This window comes from Stenotrophomonas sp. LMG 10879, from assembly GCF_002750935.1.
GTDB lineage: Bacteria > Pseudomonadota > Gammaproteobacteria > Xanthomonadales > Xanthomonadaceae > Stenotrophomonas > Stenotrophomonas lactitubi_B.
In genome coordinates this window covers 20,979-46,207 of the sequence record NZ_PEJT01000010.1, presented here as the reverse complement: position 1 = coordinate 46,207, position 25,229 = coordinate 20,979, and the positions used below count along the sequence as shown (strand labels likewise).

Annotated in this window: 18 protein-coding genes; 4 read left to right on the top strand and 14 right to left on the bottom strand. The window is 65.6% G+C overall.

Translation table 11 applies throughout. The features are described 5' to 3' along the window. Positions 1-132: 132 nt before the first annotated feature. Together CR919_RS15835 and CR919_RS15830 are read left to right on the top strand one after the other, a co-directional pair. Positions 133-2,559 (top strand): penicillin-binding protein 1A, encoded by a 2,427-nt coding sequence (locus tag CR919_RS15835; RefSeq protein ID WP_099820826.1) that lies wholly within the window; start codon positions 133-135, stop codon positions 2,557-2,559. 234 nt (positions 2,560-2,793) lie between these two features. After that, on the top strand, positions 2,794-3,438 hold the full coding sequence (locus tag CR919_RS15830; protein ID WP_099820825.1) for a hypothetical protein: 645 nt from the start codon (positions 2,794-2,796) through the stop codon (positions 3,436-3,438). Positions 3,439-3,514: 76 nt separating this feature from the next. Here the strand turns inward: CR919_RS15830 and CR919_RS15825 are convergent, their stop codons facing one another. The 8 genes from CR919_RS15825 to CR919_RS15790 form a co-directional block, all read right to left on the bottom strand. Beyond that, positions 3,515-4,252, bottom strand: coding sequence for a hypothetical protein (locus CR919_RS15825; RefSeq protein ID WP_099820824.1), 738 nt, complete (start codon positions 4,250-4,252; stop codon positions 3,515-3,517). Between the two features lie 69 nt (positions 4,253-4,321). Beyond that, entirely contained in the window at positions 4,322-9,328 is a 5,007-nt protein-coding gene (locus tag CR919_RS15820) for an ESPR-type extended signal peptide-containing protein (protein ID WP_099820823.1), read from the bottom strand. A gap of 62 nt (positions 9,329-9,390) precedes the next feature. Continuing rightward, positions 9,391-10,098: a pilus assembly protein gene (locus CR919_RS15815; protein ID WP_099820822.1), complete on the bottom strand. Its 708-nt coding sequence runs from the start codon at positions 10,096-10,098 to the stop codon at positions 9,391-9,393. Positions 10,099-10,115: 17 nt separating this feature from the next. Further along, entirely contained in the window at positions 10,116-11,024 is a 909-nt protein-coding gene (locus CR919_RS21440; RefSeq protein ID WP_343124862.1) for a CfaE/CblD family pilus tip adhesin, read from the bottom strand. A 221-nt stretch (positions 11,025-11,245) separates the two neighbouring features. Then, entirely contained in the window at positions 11,246-13,969 is a 2,724-nt protein-coding gene (locus tag CR919_RS15805) for a TcfC E-set like domain-containing protein (RefSeq protein ID WP_099820821.1), read from the bottom strand. A 51-nt stretch (positions 13,970-14,020) separates the two neighbouring features. Continuing rightward, positions 14,021-14,527, bottom strand: a complete 507-nt coding sequence (locus CR919_RS15800; protein ID WP_099820820.1) for a CS1 type fimbrial major subunit — start codon at positions 14,525-14,527, stop codon at positions 14,021-14,023. 292 nt (positions 14,528-14,819) lie between these two features. Continuing rightward, entirely contained in the window at positions 14,820-15,185 is a 366-nt protein-coding gene (locus CR919_RS15795; protein ID WP_099820899.1) for a NirD/YgiW/YdeI family stress tolerance protein, read from the bottom strand. Positions 15,186-15,294: 109 nt separating this feature from the next. Further along, positions 15,295-16,062: an alpha/beta hydrolase gene (locus tag CR919_RS15790; protein WP_099820819.1), complete on the bottom strand. Its 768-nt coding sequence runs from the start codon at positions 16,060-16,062 to the stop codon at positions 15,295-15,297. A gap of 93 nt (positions 16,063-16,155) precedes the next feature. Between CR919_RS15790 and CR919_RS15785 the strand changes: the two genes are divergently transcribed. Continuing rightward, a complete protein-coding gene (locus tag CR919_RS15785) occupies positions 16,156-16,929 on the top strand; it encodes a helix-turn-helix transcriptional regulator (protein WP_099820818.1) in 774 nt (257 codons plus the stop codon). 237 nt (positions 16,930-17,166) lie between these two features. Here the strand turns inward: CR919_RS15785 and CR919_RS15780 are convergent, their stop codons facing one another. From CR919_RS15780 to CR919_RS15765, 4 genes are all read right to left on the bottom strand, one after another. Beyond that, complete coding sequence (locus CR919_RS15780; RefSeq protein WP_099820817.1) at positions 17,167-18,261, bottom strand: hypothetical protein; 1,095 nt, start codon at positions 18,259-18,261, stop codon at positions 17,167-17,169. 267 nt (positions 18,262-18,528) lie between these two features. After that, on the bottom strand, positions 18,529-19,806 hold the full coding sequence (locus CR919_RS15775; RefSeq protein ID WP_033831906.1) for a citrate synthase: 1,278 nt from the start codon (positions 19,804-19,806) through the stop codon (positions 18,529-18,531). Positions 19,807-20,102: 296 nt separating this feature from the next. Next, entirely contained in the window at positions 20,103-20,345 is a 243-nt protein-coding gene (locus CR919_RS15770) for a type B 50S ribosomal protein L31 (RefSeq protein ID WP_010484049.1), read from the bottom strand. Between the two features lie 87 nt (positions 20,346-20,432). Further along, complete coding sequence (locus tag CR919_RS15765; RefSeq protein WP_099820816.1) at positions 20,433-21,371, bottom strand: nucleoside hydrolase; 939 nt, start codon at positions 21,369-21,371, stop codon at positions 20,433-20,435. Between the two features lie 750 nt (positions 21,372-22,121). Here CR919_RS15765 and CR919_RS15760 point away from each other — a divergent pair. After that, positions 22,122-22,532, top strand: a complete 411-nt coding sequence (locus CR919_RS15760; RefSeq protein WP_099820815.1) for a hypothetical protein — start codon at positions 22,122-22,124, stop codon at positions 22,530-22,532. A gap of 183 nt (positions 22,533-22,715) precedes the next feature. Here CR919_RS15760 and recG read toward each other — a convergent pair whose 3' ends face one another. Beyond that, positions 22,716-24,827: an ATP-dependent DNA helicase RecG gene (recG, locus tag CR919_RS15755; RefSeq protein WP_099820814.1), complete on the bottom strand. Its 2,112-nt coding sequence runs from the start codon at positions 24,825-24,827 to the stop codon at positions 22,716-22,718. A 7-nt stretch (positions 24,828-24,834) separates the two neighbouring features. Next, positions 24,835-25,221 (bottom strand): RidA family protein, encoded by a 387-nt coding sequence (locus CR919_RS15750; protein ID WP_025874214.1) that lies wholly within the window; start codon positions 25,219-25,221, stop codon positions 24,835-24,837. Between the last annotated feature and the right edge of the window lie 8 nt (positions 25,222-25,229).

The following is a 25,229-nucleotide window of genomic DNA, read 5'->3' as shown; positions in this document are numbered from 1 at the left end:
GCTGTGACATCCCTCACAGGATGAACACGCAGCCCCTGGCGTCCCCTTGCACTCCCCAGTGCCGGCCCCAGCCGCCACCTTGCGTAATCTATACTCTGCGACCACGAAATTCGCAATCGGAATCTGACACCGATGACCCGTCTCCGCCGCTGGCTGCGCTGGATCTTTCTTGTTGTCCTGGTCCTGGCGCTGGTCGGAGCGGCCGCCGTTGGCGGCCTGTACTACGCCGTTTCTTCCAAGCTTCCCGACGTGCAGACCCTGCGCGACGTGGAAATGCAGGAGCCGATGTACGTCTACGCTGCCGATGGCAAGCTGATGGCGGTGTTCGGTGAGACCCGGCGTACCCCCATCACCATGAAGGACGTACCGGAGAAGCTGAAGCAGGCGTTCCTGGCGACCGAGGATGCCCGCTTCTACGAGCACGGCGGCGTGGACTACAAGGGCATCGGTCGCGCGGTGTGGCTGCTGGCCACCACCAACGACAAGCGCGTGCCCGGTGGCTCCACCATCACCCAGCAGGTGGCCCGCCAGTTCTTCCTCAGCTCCGAGTACAGCTATACCCGCAAGCTGGCCGAGATCCTGCTGGCGCGCAAGATCGAGTCCGAGCTGAGCAAGGACGAGATCTTCGAGCTGTACCTGAACAAGAGTTTCTTCGGCAACCGCGCCTACGGCGTGGCCGCTGCTGCCGAGTTCTACTACGGCAAGAAGCTGGGCGAGCTGGACCTGGACGAGATGGCCTCGCTGGCCGGCATCCCCAAGTTCCCGTCCTCGGGCAACCCGATCTCCAACCCGGAGCGCGCCCGTCAGCGCCGTGACAACTATGTGCTGCAGCGCATGGCCGACCTGAAGTTCGTCAGCCAGGCCGAGGCCGACGCGGCCAAGGGCGTGCCGATGCACGCCACCGCGCACGAGCCGCCGGTGCAGGTCGATGCCCCGTACGTGGCCGAGCTGGTACGCCAGGAAATGATCGCCCGCTTCGGCGGCGACGTGGTCAACAAGGGTTACCACGTCACCACCACGATCGATTCGACCCTGCAGACCGCGGCCAACCTGTCGGTGCGCGACGGCCTGCTGCTGTACGACCATCGCCACGGCTGGCACGGCGTGGAGAAGCAGGTACAGCTGGGTGCCGGCGATGACGCCGCTGCACTGGCCGAGCACCTGCGCGGCATGTTCGGCCAGTCCGGCCTGCTGCCGGCGATCGTCGCCAGCACCGGCGCCGACGGCAGTGCCACCGTAGTGCTGGCCAACCGCAGCGAGATCGTGCTGCCGGCTGGTGCCGCCAAGTGGGCCAACAAGAGCCCGGCCAAGCTGTTACAGCGCGGCGACATCGTGCGCGTGCGCGCCGGTGCCAAGGAAGGCGAGTGGCTGCTCGACCAGCTGCCGCGCGGCCAGTCCGCGCTGGTCTCGCTGGACGCCCACAGCGGCGCACTGAAGGCGCTGGTCGGTGGCTTCAGCTTCTCCGGCAACAAGTTCAACCGTGCCACCCAGGCCCGTCGCCAGCCGGGTTCGAGCTTCAAGCCGTTCGTCTATGCGGCCGCCTTCGACAAGGGTTACAACCCGGCCTCGATCGTGCTCGACGCCCCGGTCGTGTTCCGCGACCGCCGCGGCAAGACCTGGGCGCCGCAGAACGACGGTGGTGGCTTCCGTGGCCCGATGCGCCTGCGTGAAGCGCTGGTGCAGTCGCGCAACCTGGTCTCGGTGCGCCTGCTTGATGGCATGGGCGTGGACTACGCGCGCAAGTACATCAGCCAGTTCGGCTTTGCCGAATCCGAGCTGCCGCCGAACCTGTCGATGTCGCTGGGTACCGCCTCGCTGACCCCGCTGTCGGTGGCCCGCGGCTATGCCGTGTTCGCCAACGGCGGCTCGCGCGTGGACACCTGGCTGATCGACCAGGTCAACGACCGCGATGGCAACCTGGTGTTCAAGGAAAACCCGGCGATGGCCTGCCGCGACTGCGCCGGCAGCAGCGACCAGCCGGTGAACCAGGTGGTGGACGGCTTCAACTTCGGCGCCCCGGCCCCCAAGGTCGACGCCACCGCCGCCGCCAAGGCGGAAGCCAAGACCGAAACGCCGGCCGCACCGGCCAATCCGGACGCGCGTACCGCACCGCGTGCGATCGACGCCCGTACTGCCTACCAGCTGGTGTCGATGATGCGCGACGTGGTCCAGCGCGGTACCGGCGCGCAGGCCAAGGTGCTCGGCCGCGAGGACGTGGGCGGCAAGACCGGCTCCACCAATGACCACCGCGACGCCTGGTTCTCCGGCTTCGGTGGCCCGTATGTGACCACCGTGTGGGTGGGCCGCGACGACTTCCGTTCGCTGGGCTACCGCGAATACGGTGGCAAGGCGGCCCTGCCGATCTGGATCGACTACATGCGCACCGCGCTGAAGGACACCCCGATCGCGCAGAACGAACCGCCGAGCGGCATGGTCCAGGCCACCCTCAACGGTGCGGTGGAGTGGGTGAAGGTGGAAGACATGGACCGCCTGACCGACTACGACCTCAACCTGCAGAGCACCCCGCAGGCCGACGCGGCCGCGTTCGATATCTTCTGAGGCCAGGCTTGGTAGGTGCCAACCTTGGTTGGCACTGCCCTTTGTAGAGCCGAGCCCATGCTCGGCTCCGGTAGCCCGCGGTAGAGCAGCCGAGCATAGGCTCGGCTCTACAGCATCAACGGCACCCTCTTGCTCGGGTAAACGCCAACCCTCGTTGGCACCTCCGTGAAATACCCACGCAGATGTCACATGCCTGCGCTAGTCTGTAGCCAGGTCGCAACAGGGAGTCATCGCATGCACCGCGCTCACCAGCATGCTGCCAGCCAGACCCGCGAACGGCGTCATCGCCTCGCCCACGAAGCCGCCCGGCTGATGGCCGAAGGCGGAATCCGCGACTTCCACCAGGCCAAGCTCAAGGCTGCCAGCCGTCTTGGCATCCACGACGATGCCTCGCTGCCCCGCAACGTCGAGATCGAACAGGCGCTGCGCGAATACCAGCGGCTGTTCGCCGGCCCACAACACGGCAACGAACTGCAGCGGCGGCGCGAGTCCGCGTTGCGTGCGCTGGAGTTCCTGCACGGCTTCTCGCCGCGCCTGGCCGGGCCCGTGCTGGATGGCACTGCTGATGCCAACAGCCCCGTACAGCTGCACCTGCACAGTGACGACCCGGAGGCCGTGCATCGCTTCCTGGAGGAGCATCGCATTCCCGCCGAATCGCGTACGCGACGCCTGCGGCTGGACCGCGAGCGCAACCTGGACGTGCCGGTGTGGGTGTTCAGTGCCGAAGAACTGACCTTCGACCTCGCGGTGCTGCCCTATGACGCCCTGCGCCAGGCACCGCTGTCGCCGGTGGATGAAAAACCCATGCGCCGGGCGTCGGCCACGCAGCTGCGGCAGCTGCTGGCCGAGATGGAGATCACCGCCTACATCGGCGGGTGACCGGTGCAGAGCCGAGCCCATGCTCGGCTCAGCGCTGCCGCGATCTGCGCGGAGAGCAGCCGAGCACCGCTCGGCGCTATTGGAAGATCAGCTGTTCCTCGGACGGGGTGGCCAATCGCGCCAACCACGGCACTGCGGCACGATGCGGATACTCGGCCATCATGCGTGCGTGCATCTTCTGCAGGTCATGCAGGTTCCAGGCGTGCGAATACACATCCTGGAAATCATCCGCCCAACCACTGCGTACACGCATGCGTTCGCCATCAAGGTTCGGCACCAGGTACCACGGCACCTGCAGGATCTCGGCCAGGGCCTTGTTGCGTACGGCGCTCTCGCGCCCCGACCGCTGCAGCTGTTCGATGCGGAAACTCACCCGCCGGCAGGGAAAAGGCATGCACGCACCGGTCGCGTTGATGTAGTCGGCGATGTCGGCGTACATGTCCGCCTGCAGCTTCATCGCCACCGGGTCCTGCAGTGTCTGCCGCACCCGCAACGTGCGCTGGGTGCTGCCGCGGATCTCCGCGGCACTGTAGAAGGGATCACCCGGCGTCGTGCCGCCGTGGCGCACCAGCACGATGCGATGGATCGCCTCATCGGTCAGCACTTCCACCCGCACGGCCGCGGCCTGCGGGTGGATGCGCGGCTGCGGCACGTTCAGCACGCGCCAGAACCCCCACACCATCAGCCCCATGCAGATCATCAGCAGCAGACATGCCAGCGTCCACGTATCCATGTCGTGGGTGACGTAGCGGATGCGGGCGCGCCAGACGTAGTAGCGCCGGTAGGTCATGAAGCGGCTCATGAAGTTGTACATCGCAATTTCCTCTGCAATGGCCCCGGCGCGGCGGGGCTCGTTACGCGCACCACGCCGGGGCGTCATGGCTTACCAGCCGATGCCCACACCCACGCCCATGGTGCGTTCACCGCTGTTAGTGAACGCACCATTGAGGCTGAAGGTGGCTGAGCCCTTGTCGTTGAGTACGCGCTGGTAGCCCACCGCCATGGCCGACTCGCCCTCGGCGTAGCCCACGCCCGCGCCGAGGCGGTTGTAGGTGGCCAGGCCAGCGGTGTTCATGGCCATGGCCGTCTGCGCACTGCTCATCGCCGCCATGCGGTTGAAGCGCTTGTCCATCTTGTCCAGGCGACGCTCGAAGTTGCTGATGGCGCCATCGGTGTACTCATTGGCGCGGGCCAGCATCTTCTCCAGTTCAGCGGTATCGACCTGCGGCGCGGGCGACGGCGTGTCGTCCTGCTTCGACTTCGGCTGCGGCGTAGGCGACGTGCCCTCGCCTGCCGAGGCCACCTGCGGCGAATCACTGGCTTCCGGCGTCGGCGTGACCTGTTCGGTCGGCGCAGCGGAAGCGGTAGCCACCGCACGCGACTGCGGCTGGCCATCCACGCGCTGCTCCAGACCATCCATGCGGCCATTGAGCTGCTGCTGCACGGCGTGCAGCTGGCCACCGTTGACCGCCTCGCGGCTGCCGGCGGCAATCAGGCCGTTGGCCACGTTGGAGATGACCATGCCGTTGGCGCCCGCCAGGGTGAGCTGGTGGGTGCCGTCGCTGCGCGTGGAAGGGGCTTCCTGGAAGACCGAGCGGAGCTGGGTTTCGACGCGGTCCATGCGGGAGCCGGTGGTGACTACGGCGGAGTCCAGCGTGGTGAGTGCGTCGTTGACGGTGCTCTGGTGCTGGCCCTGGACGGTGAAGCCGGGGGTGGTGACGTTGCCGTTGGCGTCGATGTTTCCGCCGAGTGTGAATAGGGCGCCGCGGAGCTGGCCGATGGTGGCTGCGTCATGCTGAGCGACCCCATGAGCGACATTGGTCAATCTACGCTTGAGCGAATCATTGCCAAAGGAAATCACTCCCCTTTCTGAAGCATATGAATAGGCGCCGAGAGCGACGGACTCCAAAGCATCCTCCGTGACGATTGCATAGCTTCCCAATGCAACTCCCCCGCTCTGGTCTACTCTCGCACCTGCGCCCAGCGCATATCCGTTTTCCGCGAAAGAACTGACATACGCGCCACGCCCCAGGGCAACAGAGTTCTTCCCTAGCGCGCTTGTATAGCTGCCAACTGCAGTCCCACCTTCAGAATCCATCGAAGCCTGAGCGCCATTACCGAGAGCAACACCGTAGATTCCCGCCTCAGCGCGCTCCCTATGCAGTTCCGATCCGACCGCTAGCATTTCTGTGCGCTCTTCCAAACTTACGACTCTGGAATTGGTTGCATACAACTGCCCCCCGTTCACAACATCCTTGCCCTCGGGCAACAGCCTCCCATCGGCTACACCTGTAAGGTTCGCGCCACCGAAGTCGATTACGCCACCAGCGCTGGCGGCAACGGCAACGGCAACGTCGGAGTTTGCTGCGTCGCGGAGTGCGTCGAGATCACTCCTGTTCCGCGCGATCTCCTGCTTCGCTCCGTACAGCTGACTACCCGTCACCGCATCACGGCTACCTGCGGCAATACGCCCATCGGCCAGATTCGACAGAACCATGCCTTGCGCGCCTGCCAGATTCAGCTGCCCAACTCCATCCGCCCGGATCGAGGGTGACTGCTGGAACGTCGCGCGCAACTGGCCTTCGATGCTCTCTACACGACTATCTGACCTGACCACTGCACCGTCGAGTGCAGCGAGGGCGTCTCCGACATTATTCTGCGTACTGCCCTGTACGCCATAGGTCGGGGAGATGAAAGATCCATTCCCATCCAGACCTGCGCCACCACCCAGCCCTGATACGGATTCGGCAAGCTGGCTGATGGTCACTGCATCGGAATCGCCGATGCCTCTACCGACGTTAACAAGCCGACGCTGAAGATCGTCATGACCGAATGAAACAGTAAACTCTTCCGACGCCAAGGAGCGGCTACCAATAGCCACGCTGTCAAGCGCCCCATACTGCACGCGGCTTTCAGCACCAACTGCAAGCCCCCCTTCAGCCTCCACCAATGACCTGACTCCGAGTGCGAAGGCGCCGGTCGCACCGTCACGAACCGAAGCAGCTCGCCCTATTGCGACAGAGTTGGTACCACCCGCAACGGCGTAGCCCCCAACCGCGACTCCTCCCTCACCAGAGACGGACGCCGATGCAGAATCTCCGATGGCTACAGAGAATCTTCCCGCCGACGCCTTCTCCTGATCGCCACCAGCACCTACAGCAATGAACCTACCGGCCCCTTCCAGTGCCGAGATCTTCTGGTTCGTAGCAAACAACTGCCCACCATTCACCGCATCCGTACTGGTCGCAGAACTGATATCCCCCGCGGCCACACCCGATACGCGGGCGCCCTCCATGTCCACCAACCGGCGGTCAGCACTGAACTTCACCACACCATCCAGATCCGGATCGAAGTTGTCGAAGTCCGCACGCAGCGCATCGACCTCGACCCGGTTGTCAGCGATACGTCCGTCGTGATCCGTCAGCTGCTGCGCATGCCCGGCCAAGGCCTGTCGCTGCGTCTCCACCAAGGCGTTGGTTGCAAACAGCTGCTGCCCGGTCACCGCATCCGTGCTGCCCGCGCCAAGCGTGCCGTTGGCGATGTTGTAGATGCGTCGCTTGCCACCGCTCTTGTTCGCGACATCCACGATGGTCCCAGTGTTTTCTGCACCCAGGCGGACATTGCCACTGGCAGATACCTGACCCACTAGTCCGCCCAAGGCATCAGCCTTCTGCACAGCGCCATCGGCCACGCCACGGGCGGCGTCGGCCGCTGTCTTCGCTGCAGTTGCCGTCGTGCGCACGCTGGTCACTTCGCTGTTGGTGGCATTGAGCTGCTGCCCGGTCACTGCATCCGTGCTGGACGTGCTGAGCACGCCATTGGCAAGATTCTGCAGCCTGCGCTTGGTACCGGCCTTGTTGGCAACGTCGACGACGGTGCCGGTGTTGTCTGCGCCCAGCCGCACGTTGCCGCTTGCCGACACCTGCCCCACCAGGCCATCCAGTACCGCCACCCGCGCCTGCGCGCCGTCTGCAGTCACCTTCACCGCCGCCATGCTGGTATTGGTGGCATGCAGCTGCTTGCCAGTCACCGCTTCACTGCTGGACGTACTCAAGGCGCCATCGGCCACGTTGACCACTTTGCGCTTCAACGAGCCGTTGCCCACCGAGACCTGATCGGTTGCAGTCGTGGCTGAGCCATTGCCGAGCGCAACCGCGCCCGCATGTGTCGCACTGGCGCGATCACCGAGGGCCAATGCGCTCTGCGCCGTGGCACTCGCCTGATTGCCTACGGCCGAGGCATACAGGCTGCTGGCAACGGCTCCGCGCCCAACGGCCGTGGCCTGGTTGGCCGACGCGTTGCTCTGGAAGCCTAGAGCCGTTGCGTGCGTGCCTTTGCCGGACGCCTCATGACCGACGGCAACACCTCGATCACCCGTTGCGACAGCATCCAGCCCAAGCGCCACCGCACCGTTGCCGCTGCGGGTGCCAGCACCGATCGACACCCCTCCGTTGCCACTGATCTTGTTGCCCGCGTCATCCACCGTCGCGCGAGCGTCCGCGCCCATGGCGACGCTCTTGCCGTTGTAGGCCTTGGCGTTGTTGCCCAGTGCCGTGCTGATGCCATAGCTCACCTGCTCTGCCACAGCGCCCGCGCCCAGTGCCACGGCACTGGCATTCAGCCGCGCAGTCACTGCATCAGCCGCTACCTGCGCCTTGCTGACATTGGCGTTGGTTGCAGTGAGCTGCTTGCCCGTGACCGCCTCGGTACTGGAGGTGGTCAGCGCGGCATCTGCCAGCCCGGTGAGCCGGCGGTTGGCATTGGACTTGTTGCGCACGTCCAGCACGGTGCCGGTGTTCTCACCGCCCAGGCGTACATTGCCGCTGGCCGATACCTGGCTGACCAGGCCGCTGACTGCATTGGCCTTGTTCAGTGCTGTGGTGGCGTTGGTGTTTGCCGTATTGGCCGTGGACTGGGCGGCGGTGGCGGCGGTCTTCGCCGCGGCGGCGGCCGTCTGCGCGCTGGCTACATTCGTGTTCGTGGCATTCAACTGCTTGCCTGTCACCGCGTCAGTACTGGTTGTCGACAGGCGTGCATCGGCCACATTCACGATACGCCGCTTGGTGCTGCCATTGCCCACCGAGACGGTATTGGATTCACTGGCCAACGAATGGGATCCCAATGCAAGGCTGCCGGATTTCTCGGCCTTCGCACCGTAGCCGAGCGCCACCCCGTCGTAGCCGGAGTTGGATTCACCACCGATTGCGATCGCGCCGGTGAATCCGCCGGTTCCTGCGTACGCATTGCCGCCGATAGCAATCTTTGAGATGCCTGCCCCGGCGTCAGTCATGGACCCACTTCCCACGGCAATGGAGTTCTCGGTGCGAGCCTTGGCATTGTTTCCCAGCGCAGTGGCACCAGTTCCCTTAGCTTCGGTCATGGCACCAACAGCCGTACCGTAGCCTCCGTTAATCACCCTTGCACTGAATCCGATCGAAGTACTGTTATCACCGTGTCCCTCGGCGAAGTTTCCCAGAGTTACGCCGTGCTTTCCGTTGGCGCGGCTCTTGATCCCCGCCGCCAAGCTGCCATAGCCGTTTGCACCCGCCTCGCCCCCTAGTGCCATTGTTTCAGCTGCGGTCACAATGCTCCAGTTGCTGGCCGTCGTGTTGCCATACACCTGCCCCTTGATTACGCCCTGCACCCCAGTATTCGAGAGCGGCGACCAGCCCGTGTGTGCTAGCGAGTTCAGCATCAGCCACTGTGACCATGCCTCGTCCCCGTCAGCAGTCGCTTCATCTGCCATGACGGGCGACGCCAACATCATCAGCAGAAGAGCGCTTGTCCGCGGCCCAGACTGCGACAACCGGCAACGTGAGGAGGTAAGTTCGCTGGCCACTACCCAGCACTGCCGGGCTCGATTCCACAGACGACGATATATGCGATTCATTGAATCTCCTTAACTGAGGGTGCGAAGAGATGCCCCACCAGAGAACCCGGCGGGGCTGGTGATCACCCGGCGCTGGGCGCCAGGGTCTGTACGTGTTCGCGATGACCATCGCGGGTGAGGCGGTAACGCAGTTGCAGCGTGTGCCCGGGCTGCACGGGGAAAGGCAGTTCCAATGCACTGCCGGGATACAGGCTTTGCGACACGTCGTGCGCGGTGCAGCGCGCGCCATCGCAATCAGCAATGCTGGTGATGCCGACACGCACCGTGCCGGTGTTGCGCAGGCGGTTTCCTTCCACCTGCATCGCCATGGCCGGCTGCGCGGGCAGCACATTGACCAGCGCGCCCCAGACCAGGCTGACGCCGACATTGGCCTGTGCGCGCTCACCCTCGCCTGCGTGCTCAACGCCTTCGGGGCCACGCACGCCTTCGAAGTAGACGCGGTAGGCGGTTTCCTTTTCGACCGGCTGCAGCGGAATCACCCGGATCAGTCGATTGCCACCACCGGCCAGCGCGAACTTGCCGGGCGTGATGGCGATGGCTGCTTCGCCAGGCTCGACCTCAACCTCGTGTTCTTCTGCACCGGCCGGGTCGACGATGCGCTTGATCGAGGCCTGCACGTACTGCGGCTGGGTGGACTGCGAATAGATGCGGATCTGTGCGCCCTTCTTCACGTCCACCGACGTGCGCATTGGATGCACCGTGAGGTTGGCGTGGGCAGGCACCGCCATCAGCAGCGACAAGGGAAGCAGGCAGCGAATGAGAGGCTTCATCGGGGGCTCCGTGGGAATCAGGGCGTGGCAGTGGGAACGCGCAGTTCCACCTTGAGATCGCCGTCGTAGTAGCCGGGGCGCTTGCTGCTGACCGGCACGCGAGGGGTTTCCAGCACCAGTGGCGTGGGCACGCAGAACACCGGCTGGGTCATGCCGGGCAGCAGCACCAGGCGCAGCTTTGCGGTGTCGATGCCGTGCAGCTGCTGCTCCACGCCGTTGCGCATGGGCAGAGCGCTGCCGTTGTGATCGAGGGTGACGGTGTAGTCCACGCGCTGCGTGGCATCGCTGCCACCATCGGTGTGCCAGACCGAGTAGCCCGACGGTCCTGGGGGGCGTGGTCCACTGTCGCGCACGGTGACGCCCAGGTACTGGCTCTGCGAGCCCAGTCCGTCATACAGGCACATGTCGAGTTGGGTTCGGCCGCCGACGGTCTGTGCAAGCGGGTCGTACTGCAGGTTCAGGCCGACGTGTGGAGTAACCTGATCGAAGAGCGGGAAGTAGATGGAGACTGCGTTGTAGTCGGTGATGGTGAAGTCGAACTTGAACGAGTAGGTCGCGAGCTGCTGATGTGGAGGTTTCCTTAACGCAAGTACCAGACGTGCCGTCCATCGACCCGCAACCAACTTCTCCAGTTCGGATGCCGGTATGCGAATTTCGGCGCCAGTTCCTGCGGGCATCAGGAAGTTGCACTCTGGAGCACTTGAAGACCATAGTGGCCTGGGTGTCGTGGCCCAGTAGTCCGACTCACATGCAGGAGTTGCTGCAATGCGAAACAGGTCGCCACGCGCTTCGACATCAATCTCCATTCCACTCCGCTGCTCAGTGAAGCGAAGCGGAATCGCACTACTCTTCCCTGACGGCAGTTCCCCCGTATCTGACTCCGGGCATCTTCCTGAAGACGAGTTAGAGTTTGAGGAGCACGTCATGTATAGCTGCCCATATGACAGAGTCAGCGCCCTCTCGTAGGCTAGGAGCGTCCGCCGTGGCAGCAGTTCGATGTCGCCTGGTATCGATGAGCGGTCCCAAGCCATGCTGATGTCCTGACTGATATCAATCGGATCTTGATCAGGCGGTCGCTGCGCCATCGCCCTTGGCGCCAACACGACCAGCGCACACAGCACCGCCATCACCCACCACACGCGCCGGCTCACTGCGCACCTCCCGCGGCCGCGGTCTGCGGCGTGGCGGCAATCAATGCCTGCTCCTGCAGCAGTCGCGTCACCCGTGCCTGATGGCGGATGTCGGCCGGCAGCTGCGCCACGGCCAATGGCTCGCACTGCACGGTGCCCACCAGCATCACCACGCTGCGTCGCTCGCGCACCTGCAGCGGACAGTGCAGCAGCCGGTCGTCCTGCAGCAGGTACAGGGTCTTCTCGCGTCGTGGAAAGTCGGCCACGAAGCCTCCATTGCTGCCGGTGCCGGGCACCGGCGCGTTGAGAATGCGGGCGCCGCGCAGCGGTGCTCCGGCGATGTCGTGGGCGTTGCCGATGAAGGTGTAGGTCACTTCAATCGGCACCGGCATGCGCACCAGGCGCCCAGGCGAGAGGAACAGCGGGCGCGCCCCGCCCACACCGCTCACGCGCACGGCCGCGATGCTGTCCAGTGCGCTGGCGTCCTGCACCTCGGCGCGGTGCGATTGGTAGGCGGAAATCGGCAGCAGGCGACGTTCGCCCAGCTTCAGGCGCTGTCGGCGCAGCCCGCCTACCTGCAGTTCGGCGGCCACGCCGGTCAGGTCCAGGTCGTCGGTGCCATCCACCTGCACCGCCAGCCCGGCATCGGCGCCCACGCCTGCGCCCCAGTACAGCCCGCGCGAGCCGATGGCCAGGCCGGAACTGTGCGTGGCGCTGTACGCCACCTCATTGCCACCCTGGTGCTGATAGCGCGAGACCGTAGCGCCGGTCTGGCCGATGCGGTTCTGCAGCTGCCCGCTCAGCGTGGCGCTGTAGCGTTCGTTGTTGTTGCCGCGTAGTTCGCCGGACACTTCGCGGTACTGGTCTTCGTATTCCTGGCGCAGGGTCTGGCCGGCGCTGTAGTTGACGTCAGGCCGCGCGTGCTGCGGCTGGCGCACGTCCACACCGTAACGCCGCTGCGAACTGCCGCGATCACCGCGCTGCAGGCGGTTGAGGCTGACGTTGAAATAGATGCCGCGGTCACGACCATCGCGCAGGCCGCCGCCACTGGTCTGGTGCCACACGCCGATGCGGCTGGAGACACTGAACTCGCCCCAGCGCTGGCTGCGGCTGTAGCTGGCCTGCCAGGTGTGGCTGAGCTGCGGCACGCGCGTGGGCTGTGGAATCCACGGCGGCAACAGCGGGTCGAGCCCGGCCAGCGGATCATCCCCCAGCCCCGGCTGCACGGTGCCTGCGCGCCAGGTCTGGCGACGGGTGTAGGCCAGATAGGCATTGCCGCCGGCCACCGGCAGCGCCATCGAGGCGCTGAGCGAATCAGCACAACCGAGCCGGTCGCGCGCATCGTCCTCGAACTGGCAGGCGCGGCCACGCATGCGCTGGTGGTACACATTCCACGAGGCGCGGCGACGATACGAAAGCTGATGCTGCTGGCCACGGCTGCCATCACTGCCGTGCATGCCGCTGAACGTGCCGCGGATCTCCTGGGTGGCGAACACATGGCGCAGGTCCAGCCGCAGTTCGCCATAGCTGAAACCGCCCAGGTCGGCGAGGCCGGCCGTCACCGCCACGTTGCGCGACATCGGCACGCGCACGCCGCCCATCGCCGCCAGCTCGCCGTCGAAGCGGTCGCTGCGGCGCTCGTTGCGGCGGCCACCCTGCAGGAACCACTGCACGCTGCTGTCGGTCCAGTCGCCGCCCTTGTCGAACGGCGCGTCCTCGCTGCGCACCAGCACGCCGTCTTCGTAGATGCGCAGGGTGATGGTGTAGTTGCCCAGCGGGAACCGGCGCGTGTCGAGCTGGTTGATGCCCGCCTGCAGGTAGAAGGTCTGCAGCAGGCGCTCGCCGTCGAAGGCATCCACGCGTGCATCGCGTGCCAGCAGCACGGTGAGCGGCGTGGCCTGTACGGCGGCGGCGGAATCCACGTAGGCCTGCGTGGTGCCCAGGCGCAGGCCCTGGAAGCGGTCCATCGGCAGCATGCTGAAACTGAAGGTGCCGCCCTGCGGGCTGCTCAGGTTGCGGCGGTCCATGCGCCCGGCCTGCAGGTAGTGCTGCTGCCCCAGGTCATGACGGTAGTAGGTGTTGTCCAGCTGGAAATCACGGCGGGCACGGCCACCGCGGTAGTGCTGCTGGCTGAAGGTCCAGTCGGCGGACAGGTGCCCGCGCTGGAACACGCCCAGCGCGCCCATGCCCTGTGCGGCCAGCGACTGGTAGCCACGACCGCCACTGACATTGAACGTGTGCTGGTGCAGAAAGGCGTTTTCGGCATTGGCGCTGACCTCGTGGTAACGCTCGGCGGCCGGTTCGCCGGGAATCCATTGGCGGGCGACGAACAGGCGCACGGCGCCCTCGCCTTCGTCATACAGCGCGCGCACGGCGGTGGGCTCCTCGGGGGGATCGATGTACCCGCAACCGGCGCTGGCGCCACCGTAGCGGCAGGCCAGGTGACTGTTGCGCGGCAGCGGCTGTGACAGTGCTGGCAACAACGCGGCCTGTGACTCGGCGGGCAGCTGCAATGCCTGCAGCGCCTCGGCCGGGGCCTCCAGCTGCACGTGTTCCAGGGTCACGCGCACCGGCACCAGCCCGGTCGAACGACCGAACAGGCGCACCTCAAGTTGTTCGGTCTGGCCTTCGACCAGATCCTCGAAACCGGCAGGAACGCCGCGCGCCGCGACCAGGGGCGTGGCCAACGACAGGGCGAGCGCGACCGCCAGCCGGGTGACGGCGGGTGCGGGAGATTTCATGGGGGTGTTACCGGAAGCGGCCGGCCCGGCATGCGGGCCGGCGCGGGCGCCTTACGGGCTGGTGGTCTTCTGCTGCATGGCGATGGTGACGATGCCTTCGTACTGGCCACCGGCAGTGATCGGCGCCTGGTTGGTCTGCGCGATACGCAGCGGCATCGGAATCGATGCGCCCGGCAGCGCGCCATCGAACAGGTCGGAGGCAAGGAAGTCCTGCGCGGCCACGGTCAATGCCTTGCCGTTGAGGCTGACGGTCAGCGGCACCGGGGCGCCAGCGCCCGAGGTGTGCAGCAGCTGCGGCGCGCTGCCGACGCGCACTTCGATGTCCTGGTCGATATCGTTGGAGTAGATACGCACCTGCTGCGACCACGGCACCAGGCCGTTGACCGGGTTGTGGACCAGGTTCACCACCGAATCGAGCGCGGTGCCGTCGGCCTTCAGCATGGCCAGGGTCGGGTCGACGCTGGCCCAGACCTTGATGTCGGCGTCGAAGGCATGGGCGGACAGCGAAACGGTGGCCAACGCTGCAGCGAGCGTGGCCTTCTTCAGAATGGCGTGCATGTGTGTCTCTCTCGGACAGGGGGATATGAAAGCTCCCCTCCCCAAGGAGAAAGGGAGGGAAGCGCCGTCCGCAGAGGTGGATGCGGCCGACGAGAGAATGGTAGGTATGCCTACCCCGCGCCGGCCATTCAAGCTTTCCTAAATAACTGAACGTTAAGGAGATTCCTTGAAGGCGTTCAATGTTTGAGGGTTATGCAAATTTCCTCATCCGGCCTTTGCAACAACCCTCATTGCGCGGCATGCACTTTGCCGAGTCGAGCCGTGCTCGTCGCCTGTGTGCCGTGCCGTCGCCTCAACGCGTGCTGACGATCCGCACATGATCCACGTCGATGTCGGTGGGCTTGAAGCGGTGCGTGTCCACTTCACCGTGCAGCTCCACCACGGTGGTCGCGCTGACGGCCTGGTGGCTGGGCAGATCCTTGTCGTCGATTTCCACATCGATTTCGCCGGTGGCGTCCTTGAAGCGGTAGCGCTCGTGTCCGATCTTGGCCACCAGCGTGCCCTGCAGCACCACCGGCTGGTCGTCACGCTGGTCGCGTGCTTCGGCCACCGTGGTGACGGCACTGGTGGCGCCCGGGCCGGTGTACTGGGCAAAGGCCCCAGCGCTGAGCAGGCTCAAGGAGGTAGCAAAGAGCGCGAGGGTGAGCCGTCGGTTCATGGTGTTCTCCATGCAGGGATGAGTGCCTTCAGGTTCTATCGCCTCGAATGTGATGCCCATGCAATAACTCCGAAAAGATGTGAAAACGACATCCCATGTCAAAAACCATTCATTCCGGACCCGACGCGTCTTTCAGGAACGATTCCATGGCCGCCACCAGGGCCAGCGGCGTCTCGTTCATCGGGTAGTGCCCGGCCTCCTCCAGAACCTCCATCGTGGCCTGCCGGTAACGGCGCAGACAGGTGCGCTCCATCAGTGCACGGTTGAAGGTGGGATCGTGGCCACCTACCAGCACCTTCAACCGATGAGTGCCGACGATCTCATTGCTGAAATCGGTATCCGCCCACGCTGGAAGATAGGCGGCAAATGCCGCAGGTGAAGCATGTGCCGCCGAGTACGCAGCCTTCCAGTCAAGCCATTGCGCCGGCAGCCGTCCGCCGGTACTGCGATCGATGATGGTCCGACGGATGCTTACGTCCCCGGCTGCGGCTTCAAGCAGGCCTCGCGTCGCGGCGTCGTAGGCAATGCCGCCGCAGGGCACCGGCGCAATGGCCACCATGCCGCGCACCCGTTCCGGCGCAAGCACCGCCATGCGTTCAATGGCCATGCCGCCCATCGAATGACCTGCCACGCTGAAGCGTTCGTGGCCGAGGGCAGTCATCAGATCCAGTGCGTCGGATGCAATCTCGTCGATGGTGTACGCGCCGGCCGCATCGCGCATGCCGCCGTAGCCACGACAGTCCATGAAGAGGTAGCTGAAGTCGTCGCGCGACAGCCAGGGCTCGATCGGCTCGAACGCATGCGCGTCGCCGAACCAGCCGTGCAGGACCAGGACAGGGTGTGATCCGTGCCCCACGCGATGAAAGGTATTGGCCATGGGATTCCAGTGCGGTTGGGGGAATCCCCGATGCTAGGCAGCGCACCTCACTGGCACCGTCGATGACGGGTCAATCGCTATAGAATCCGGGCCATGCGCGACTCGCTGCTTGACCCCTACGAAGACCTGCCACGCGATGTCGTGGTCACCTCGAACGACTACGACGCCGAGTTCACGTTTCCCCGCCATGCCCACCGGCGCGGGCAGTTCGCGTTTGCAGCGCGCGGCACCATCAGTGTGGCCACGCCGCAGGGGCGCTGGCTGGTTCCGCCACGGCGCGCCTGCTGGGTGCCTGCAGGCCTGGCGCATGAGATGACCATGCGGGGGCCGGTAACGATGCTCAACGCCTTTCTCTCCGCCGAGGCGGCCGACGCAGTGGCGCTGCCGGAGCACTGCCGGGTGTACGCGGTCTCTGCGCTGCTGCAGCAGCTGCTGGAGGCGGCGGTGGACCTGCCTCCGCTGTACGACGAAGACGGGCGTGCAGGCAAAGTGATGCAGTTGCTGGTGGCGGAAATCGCATCGATGCCGGCCCTTTCCCTGCATGCACCGCTACCTGCCGATGCACGCCTTGCACGTGTCTGTCGTGCCCTGTTCGATACACCCTCGCTGGCAGCCCGCCTTGATGACGTTGCCGCCGACGCGGGCATGAGCCGGCGCACGTTCACGCGCCTGTTCCGCGCCGATACCGGGGTGGGTTTTGCCGAGTGGCGGCAACAGGTGTGCCTGCTGGTGGCCATCGAGCGGCTGGGACAGGGCCAGGCGGTGACGCGTGTCGCGCTGGACCTGGGCTATGCAAGCCCCAGTGCGTTTTCTGCGGCCTTCCGGCGTGTGCTGGGATGTTCGCCGAGCCGGTACGCGGAGGCGTAGCACCAGGCCTGCGTCTGGCTGCCGTGCGCGCTTCGCGCATGGGTCGAGCATGGCTCGACGCTACACATGCTTATGCGCAACCGGATGGCATCAGGCCGCCTTGCGGCGGCCTGATGGGTCTTACTCAACAGCACGCTCTCAGAAGAAGATCGCGTACAGGATCAACAACGGAATCGGTACGCCCAGGAACCAGAGCAGAAGCGTCTTCATGGCAGGTCTCCTTGCATCAGATACGAATTAGAGGTCGCGGCGACGGCCGCCCCAGGTGGCGCTGAGGCTGGCGAAGAACGCGCCGATCAGCAGGGTGATGAACAGCCACAGCGCGGCATACGCCGTGGCCTTGCGGGCATCGTCGGCAGCCTGCTTGGCGGTGGTCTTGGCCTTTTCCAGTGCAGCACGCATCCGGGTCTGCACGTCGGTCACACGGGCCTGCGCTTCGGCCGGGCTCATGCCCGTCTCGCGCGCGATCAGCTGCGACAGGTACTGGGTATCGGCCGGGTCCAGGCCATTTCCCTGCAGACTGTTGACGATGATGCGGTTCACTTCGGCACGGACTTCGCGGCGGTCACCCATCGGGCCATTGCCCGGCATCGGACGTGGCGGCGGCGGGGCCGTGCGCGCGTCACGTGGGCCAACGCTGGCGGCAGGCGGCGGCGGTGCGGCAGGGTCCATCGGGCCATTGCCCGGTGCTGCGCCCGGTGCCGGCGGAGCCGGAGGTGCACCGGCGGCGTCCGGGCCCGGCGGGGTGGCGTTGCGGAACAGCGAATCCACCCAGTAGTTGAGGTCGCCTTCCTGACCGCCGGCAGCCGCCGTGCCGACACCGGCAGCAGCAACGCCTGCAGTGGAGACCGCGGCGCCTGCGGTGGCACCGGCCACCTTTGCGCCGGCGCCCAGCACGCCACCGATGGCCGAGGTCAGCAGACCGGCAGTGAGCAGCGTGGCCACGGCCCAGGACACAAAGCCGTGCGCGGTATCGCGGAAGTAGGTTTCATCGCCGTGGATCTGCGTCCACTTGGTGCGCAGGCGGCCAGCCAGATAGCCGCCCAGACCGGAAGCGGCCAGCGCGGTGAAGGTGAGCCACGCGACGCTGGTCCAGCCGAAGGTTTCCTTGGAAACGCCCTCGAACGACCACGGCGATACCGAGGACAGACCAAGGCCTACACCCAGGATGAGCAGGATGAGGGAGAGTGCAGCGGCGGCAACGGCGCCGGCGAAAATGGCGCCCCAGGAGACCGCGCTTTCGCTGGTGGGCGGCACGATGGGGGTGGTGACGACAGTGGCAACGTCGGGACCAAGCGGGCCGCGCTCGGGTGGGTCGAATCGGGTACTCATGGGGTCGAACGCTCCGTATCAGGTGCTGCGGGTGCAGTTGGTGTCCTGAGGCTGCGCGAGCGCTTGTGAAGCTGATGAGACCCTTGAATCACGCGCCCTTGGCGTGGCGGACATCGTGCCAACAGCCGGGGCGCAGTAGATCCACGCCATGCGTGGATGGTTTTCTGCGGATGTCCCAAGCTTGCCAACCAAGGTTGGCATCTACCAGAAGCAAAAAAAAACGCCCCGCAATCGCGGGGCGTCTTCAGCACAAACTACGCAGAGCGATCAGCCCTGGTAGTCGCGCACGTCGTGACCGGTGTAGACCTGGCGCGGACGGCCGATCTTCATTTCCGGGTCGACCTGCTGTTCCAGCCAATGCGAGACCCAGCCGGAAGTACGGCCCAGGGCGAACATGACGGTGAACATTTCGGTCGGGATCTGCAGCGCCTTGTAGATGATGCCGCTGTAGAAATCGACGTTCGGGTACAGCTTGCGGGCGACGAAGTACTCGTCCTGCAGCGCGGCCTGTTCCAGCTTCACGGCCACGTCCAGCAGCGGATCCTGCACGCCCAGCTGCTTGAGCACCTTGCCGGTCATCTCACCGATGACCTTCGCGCGCGGATCGAAGTTCTTGTACACGCGGTGGCCGAAGCCCATCAGGCGGAAGCCGGAGGTCTTGTCCTTGGCCTTGAGCACGGCCGATTCGACGTTGTCGGCCGAACCGATCTCTTCCAGCATCTTCAGCACGGCTTCGTTGGCACCGCCGTGGGCCGGACCCCACAGCGCGGTGACGCCAGCGGCGACCGACGCGTACGGGTTGGCACCGGTCGAACCGACCAGGCGCACGGTCGAGGTCGACGCGTTCTGCTCATGGTCGGCGTGCAGGATGAACAGCAGGTCCAGCGCCTTGACCACGTCCTGGTTCAGTTCGTACTTGCCATCGGCCGACTCGAAGGTCTGCTTCAGGAAGCGGCTGACGTAGTCCAGCGAGGTGTCCGGCTTGTTGGCCGGCAGGCCCTTGCCGTGGCGGTAGATCAGCGCCGACAGGGTCGGCACCTTGGCGATCAGGCGCACGGCGGCCTGGCGGCGCTGTTCGGCGTCGGACAGGTCCAGCGAGGCGTGGTAGATGCCCGACAGCTGCGCGATGGCGGCGGTCAGGATGGCCATCGGATGGGCATCCTTGGCGAAGCTGCCGATCAGGGTGTTGATCGACGCATCGACGTTGGCTTCGGCCGCCAGCTCGTCGGTGAAGGCCTTCAGCTGCTCGGCGCTCGGGCGCTCGCCGTTGATCAGCAGGTAGGCCACTTCGACGTAGCTCGACTTCTCCGACAGCTGCTCGATCGGGTAGCCGCGATACAGCAGCACGCCCTTGTCGCCGTCGATGTAGGTGATGGCGGACTTGCAGCTGGCCGTCGCGGTGAAACCGGAATCGTAGGTGAAATACCCCGTTTCCTTGGTCAGCTTCGCGATGTCGACGCAGTCGTTGCCGAGGGTGGGTTTGATGACGGGCAGAACGACCGACTTATCGCCGGCGTTGAGCGTGACCTGATCAAGATCGGACACTGTGTGCGCTCCTTCATGGGAAGGCGCCTGCCCAAGCGCATTGGTCAGGCACGTGAATGACGTCCTCGGCCTGTGCCGGGGATCAGGTCATTATCGCACAGCAGCATTTGCCGGGCGCTAGACAGAAGTCGTAGACGACAGGCAGCCGACAGCCTGCCAGCGAGCGGCCGGGATCGGCAAACGCGTTGTCACAAGGACGCAGTGTTCCGTCCATCCAAACGCCCGTTGGGCAGGCGCCGGACAAAAACAAACGGCCGCGCAGAGCGCGGCCGTCGGTTCGAACCGGGTACGACGTATCAGCGCGCGTAGCGCTTCTGGAACTTGTCGATACGGCCCGAGGTGTCGATGACCTTGTGCTTGCCCGTGTAGAACGGATGCGAAGCCGAGGAAATTTCAACCTTCACCAGCGGGTAGTCGTTGCCGTCTTCCCACTTGATGGTTTCCTTCGTCGCCATGGTCGAGCGGGTCAGGATCTTGAAATCGGAGGTGACGTCATGGAAGACGACGTCGCGGTAGTTCGGATGGATATCGGCCTTCATGGGCTCACACCGTAAATGGGCTGGTGGTCAAGAGCGGCATTATAAGCACTGGTTGCCGCCCGGGGCAACCAGTGCGCGGGGCGGATCTCAGTCCGCACCCAGGGCCTGGCGTACCAGGGCCTCGAAACGCCCCTGGTCGTAGGCCATCAGCAGATCGCAGTTGTCCGGCTGGCCGGTCTGGCGGTTCCAGTCGACGATGGTGGCGCCACGGCTGAACGTACCGTTCAGCTCCACATTCAGCGGCCGCGACTCGACCTGCAGCTGCCCTTCCGGGTTCAGCGCCCAGGCCATGGCCAGCGCATCGGCGGTGTACCAGCGCCCGCCCTTGCTGTCTTCGGACAGGCCACGGGTCTTGCGCGAAATCAGCTCGTAGAAGCGCGCGCGATCGGAATCGGCGCCCAGCCACTGCTCGGCTTCGGCCAGCGGCAGGCCGTGGGCAACGGTGGCTTCCCAGTCCGACACCAGCAGGTGCGGGAACGCGGTGAACACCACATGCGCGGCTTCCGGATCGAAGGCGATGTTGAATTCGGCAGCGGGGGTGATGTTGCCGTGGCAGGTGACTGCGCCACCCATCACCACGATGCGCTTGATGCGCTGGGGCAGCGTCGGGTCAAGCTTCAGCGCCAGCGCCAGGTTGGTCAGCGGGCCGAGCATCACCAGCATCAGTTCGCCGGCATGCTGGTGCGACAAACGCAGGATCGCCAGCGCTGCGTGCTCGGCGTCGGCCTGGCGGCTGGGCGGCGGCAGGTCCACGTCGCCATAGCCGTCACGGCCATGCACGTGGGCGGCGTCAACGGACGGATGCAGCAGCGGATCGGGGCTGCCGGCAAACACCGGCACGTCGGCGCGGCCGACGATGTCGCAGAGCTTGAGGGCGTTGCGGACGGTGTACTGCAGGCCTACGTTGCCGGCGGCGATGGTCAGGGCGACCACGTCATGCCGTTCATCGGCGAAGGCCATCAGCAGGGCCAGTGCGTCGTCGACACCGGGGTCGGTATCGATCAACAGCGGGATCTTCTTGGTCATCGTTGCCGTCTTCAGATCGGCAACGAAGTGTGGACCGGGAAGATGACCGTTGCAAGTATGGGGGTTCGGGTTCGGCAGGGCGGCGCCCTGCACCCGCAGAGGCCGGAGCAACGGCAACGGCAAAAGCTGGGATTCCTTGGGATGGCGGGGTGGGTCCGGTGGCGGGGGACGCTGCAAGTACGTCCCTGTAAGCTCGGTCGCCGCATCCATGCGGCTCACGCCCCCGCAACCGGACCCACCCCGCCTTCGACAGTTTTCTGCGATCTGTCGGAACGGCGTCCTGCTCTTGGTGGGTGTCGACCCTGCAGCTGTTGGTAGGTGTCGACCTTGGTCGACACAGTAGATCCACGCCATGCGTGGATGGATGTCGGAGGGATCGGGAAAGATGACGTAATCGGCCTGCGCTTGCAGGGCCACGCTGCAATTGCAGCGTTTTCGACTTTTCCAATGATTCTCATTGAAGCGACGAGGGCTGTCGTGGACATCATGAGAGGCCATCGACAACGGATGGCACGGGCTTCCAATCCCGTTTGACTGCCTTGTTGTTTACGCTTGCCTGCCGGCGTTGCGCGCGTGTTTCTGCGTGGCGTCCGGCAGGCAATCCGTCCGTGCGTTCTATGGCGGGCGGTGCGTGGGGGCCTCGTGCCCGCCGGCGTCCGCAAGGTAGTCACCGGTATTGGAACCACTCACCGTCCGCCACCCTCGCCTTCGCGTGGGTGGCCTCTTGCCTTGCGCACAAGGACTGACGACATGACCGCATCCCGCTATCCCTTCCTGTTCGCCACGCTGGGCGATGCCGCCGCCAGCATCCCCGATGAACTGGCGCAGGCGCTGGAAACCACGCTGTCCGCCCCTGCGACCGGCCCTACGGACAACGGCTTCACCCTGCTGGGTTGCCTCAAGCGCATCCGCCAGGGCGAAGGTGCCGATGGTCAGCCGTGGCCGAGCCGCTGGCATACACCTGGCCAACGTGTGGCGCTGGCCCGCATCGACCGCGCCAATGCCGGGCTGATCCTGCTGCTGGAGATGCTGCACGCCAGTGAGCGCGTGCGCGTGGACGGCGAAGAAGTGCAGCAGATAGGCGATGACATCCGCGAAGGACTGCTGCTGGCCTGCCGTGGTTTGTCCGAATACATGGGTACGCAGTTGCCGGCCGTCTAGCAAATGCCCAGTAGATCCACGCCATGCGTGGATAGGCTGTTGTGGAGTCGAGCCATGCTCGACTCACGCGCGCAGCGCGAACAGCAGCCGAGCATGGGCTCGGCTCTACCAGTCCGCGGCGGATGTCCTGGCCCTTGCGGGGTCAGAGCCCTTTGCTCGGCAAGGGGATCCGCCCCCAACCGGTCAGGCCGAGGCGTAACGCACGGCGGTGCCGATCCAGCGCTGCACCACGCGATCTGCAAGCGCCGGTTGCTGCGCCAGCAGGCGTTCGGCCAACTCATGCACACCCGGCAGCAGGCCCGCATCGCGCGCAAGATCGGCGATGCGGAAACCGGCCAGACCGGTCTGGCGGGTGCCCAGCAGTTCGCCCGGACCGCGCAGTTCCAGATCCTTCTCGGCGATGACGAAACCGTCGTTGGTCTCGCGCATGGTCTGCAGGCGTTCGCGCGCCATCTGCGAAAGCGGCGCTTGATACAGCAGCACGCAGCGCGACACCGCCGAACCACGGCCGACGCGGCCGCGCAGCTGGTGCAGCTGGGCCAGACCCAGGCGCTCGGCATTCTCGATCACCATCAGTGAAGCGTTGGGTACATCCACGCCGACTTCGATCACGGTGGTGGCGACCAGCAGGTCAATGTCACCCGCCTTGAACGCGACCATCGTCGCCAGTTTCTCGGCCGCTTTCAGCCGGCCATGCACCAGCCCCACGCGCACGCCAGGCAGCAGCGCCTGCAGCGATTCGTAGGTGGCCTGCGCGGGCGTGGCATCCAGCTCTTCGCTTTCTTCGATGAGCGTGCATACCCAATAGACCTGCCGCCCTTCCTGGCATGCCAGGGCGATGCGCTCGATCAGTTCGGGGCGACGATCATTGTTGAGTGCAACGGTCTGCACCGGCGTGCGGCCCGGCGGCAGTTCGTCGATGGCCGATACATCCAGATCGGCATACTCGGACATCGCCAGCGTGCGCGGAATCGGCGTGGCGGTCATCACCAGCTGGTGTGGCACGTTGTTGCCGCCCTTGCCCTTGTCGCGCAGCGCAAGCCGCTGGTGCACGCCGAAGCGATGCTGCTCATCGACGATGGCCAGGGCCAGATCCTGGAACACCACCGCTTCCTGCATCAGCGCGTGGGTACCCACCACCACCTGCGCTTCGCCGTTGGCGACCTGTTCCATCACCTTCGCGCGCGCCTTGCCGGTGACCTTGCCGGCCAGCCAGGCAATGCGCACGCCCAACGGCTCCAGCCAGCCGCGCAGGTTGTTCAGATGTTGCTCGGCCAGCAGTTCGGTGGGGGCAGCCAGTGCAACCTGCTTGCCCTGCTCCACCGCCAGCATCGCCGCCAACGCGGCCACCACGGTCTTGCCCGAGCCGACATCGCCCTGCACCAGCCGCAGCATCGGGCTGGGGCGCGCGAGGTCTTCGCGGATCTGCTTGAACACGCGCGCCTGCGCACCGGTCAGTGCGAATGGCAGCTGCTTCAGCAGCGCCTTGGCCAGCTTGCCGGGGCCGGCCAGCGGCGGCGCGTGATGCGCCTGCAGCGCAATGCGCTGGCGACGCAGGCTGAGGTGGTGGGCCAGCAGTTCTTCCATCGCCAGCCGGCGCTGCGCCGGATGGGTGCCGGCAGCGAGCGCGGCCAGGTCTGCATCCGGCGGCGGCTGATGAACGGTCAGCAGCGCACTTCGCAGTGATGGCAGGCCGAGGCCATCGAGCCAGCCTGTCGGCAACAGTTCCAGCGTGCTTTCTTCCGGAAGGCGATCAAGTGCCTGGCCGATCAGCTTGCGCATCGTCATCGGGCCGACGCCTTCGACGGTGGGATACACCGGGTCGAGGCGGTCGCCGAGATCGGGATCGTCATTGCGCCCCAGCACCTGGTAACTGGGATGGACGATCTCCAACCCCAGGTGCCCCGGCTTGGGCGTACCGAAGCAGCGCAGCCGGTTGCCGACCGCGAACTGGCCGACCTGCTGCTGGCGGAAATGGAAGAAGCGCAGCACCAGAGTGCCCTGCCCTTCGTCCTCCACCGCCACCTTCAGCATCGGCCGGTAGCGCATGCCGCGCTCGACGGCGACCACCCGCACTTCCACCTGCGCCGGAATGCCGTTGCGCAGGTCTTCGATGCGGGTCAGCCGGGTGCGGTCTTCATAGCGCAGCGGCAGGTGCAGCCACAGATCCTGCAGGGTGGCCAGGCCACGCGCCTGCAGCTTGGCGGCCACGGCCGGACCGACGCCGGCAAGCATCGCAAGCGATGCTTCACCGGACGGTGCCAGTGCCGGGGTGACCGCCGCCTTGCGTGCCACGTGGCGGTCAGTCGATGACCATCACCGCGTCGACCTCGAAGTTGGCGCCCTTCGGCAGGCCGGAGACTTCGATGGTGGAACGGGCCGGGAACGGGGCCTGGAAATAGTCCTGCATCACGGCGTTGACCTTGGCGAATTCGGCCAGGTCGGTCAGGTACAGGCCGAGGCGCACGACCTTGTCCAGCGAACCGCCAGCGGCTTCGGCCACGGCCTTGAGGTTGTCGAAGGCGCGACGGGCCTGTGCTTCGACGTCACCCACGCCGACGATGTCGCCGGTGGCCGGATCGAGCGGAATCTGGCCGGAGAAATACACGGTGTTGCCGGCGCGCACGGCCTGCGAGTACGGGCCGATGGCGGCCGGGGCCTTTTCGGTGTTGATGATCTGGCGGGACATGGGTCGCT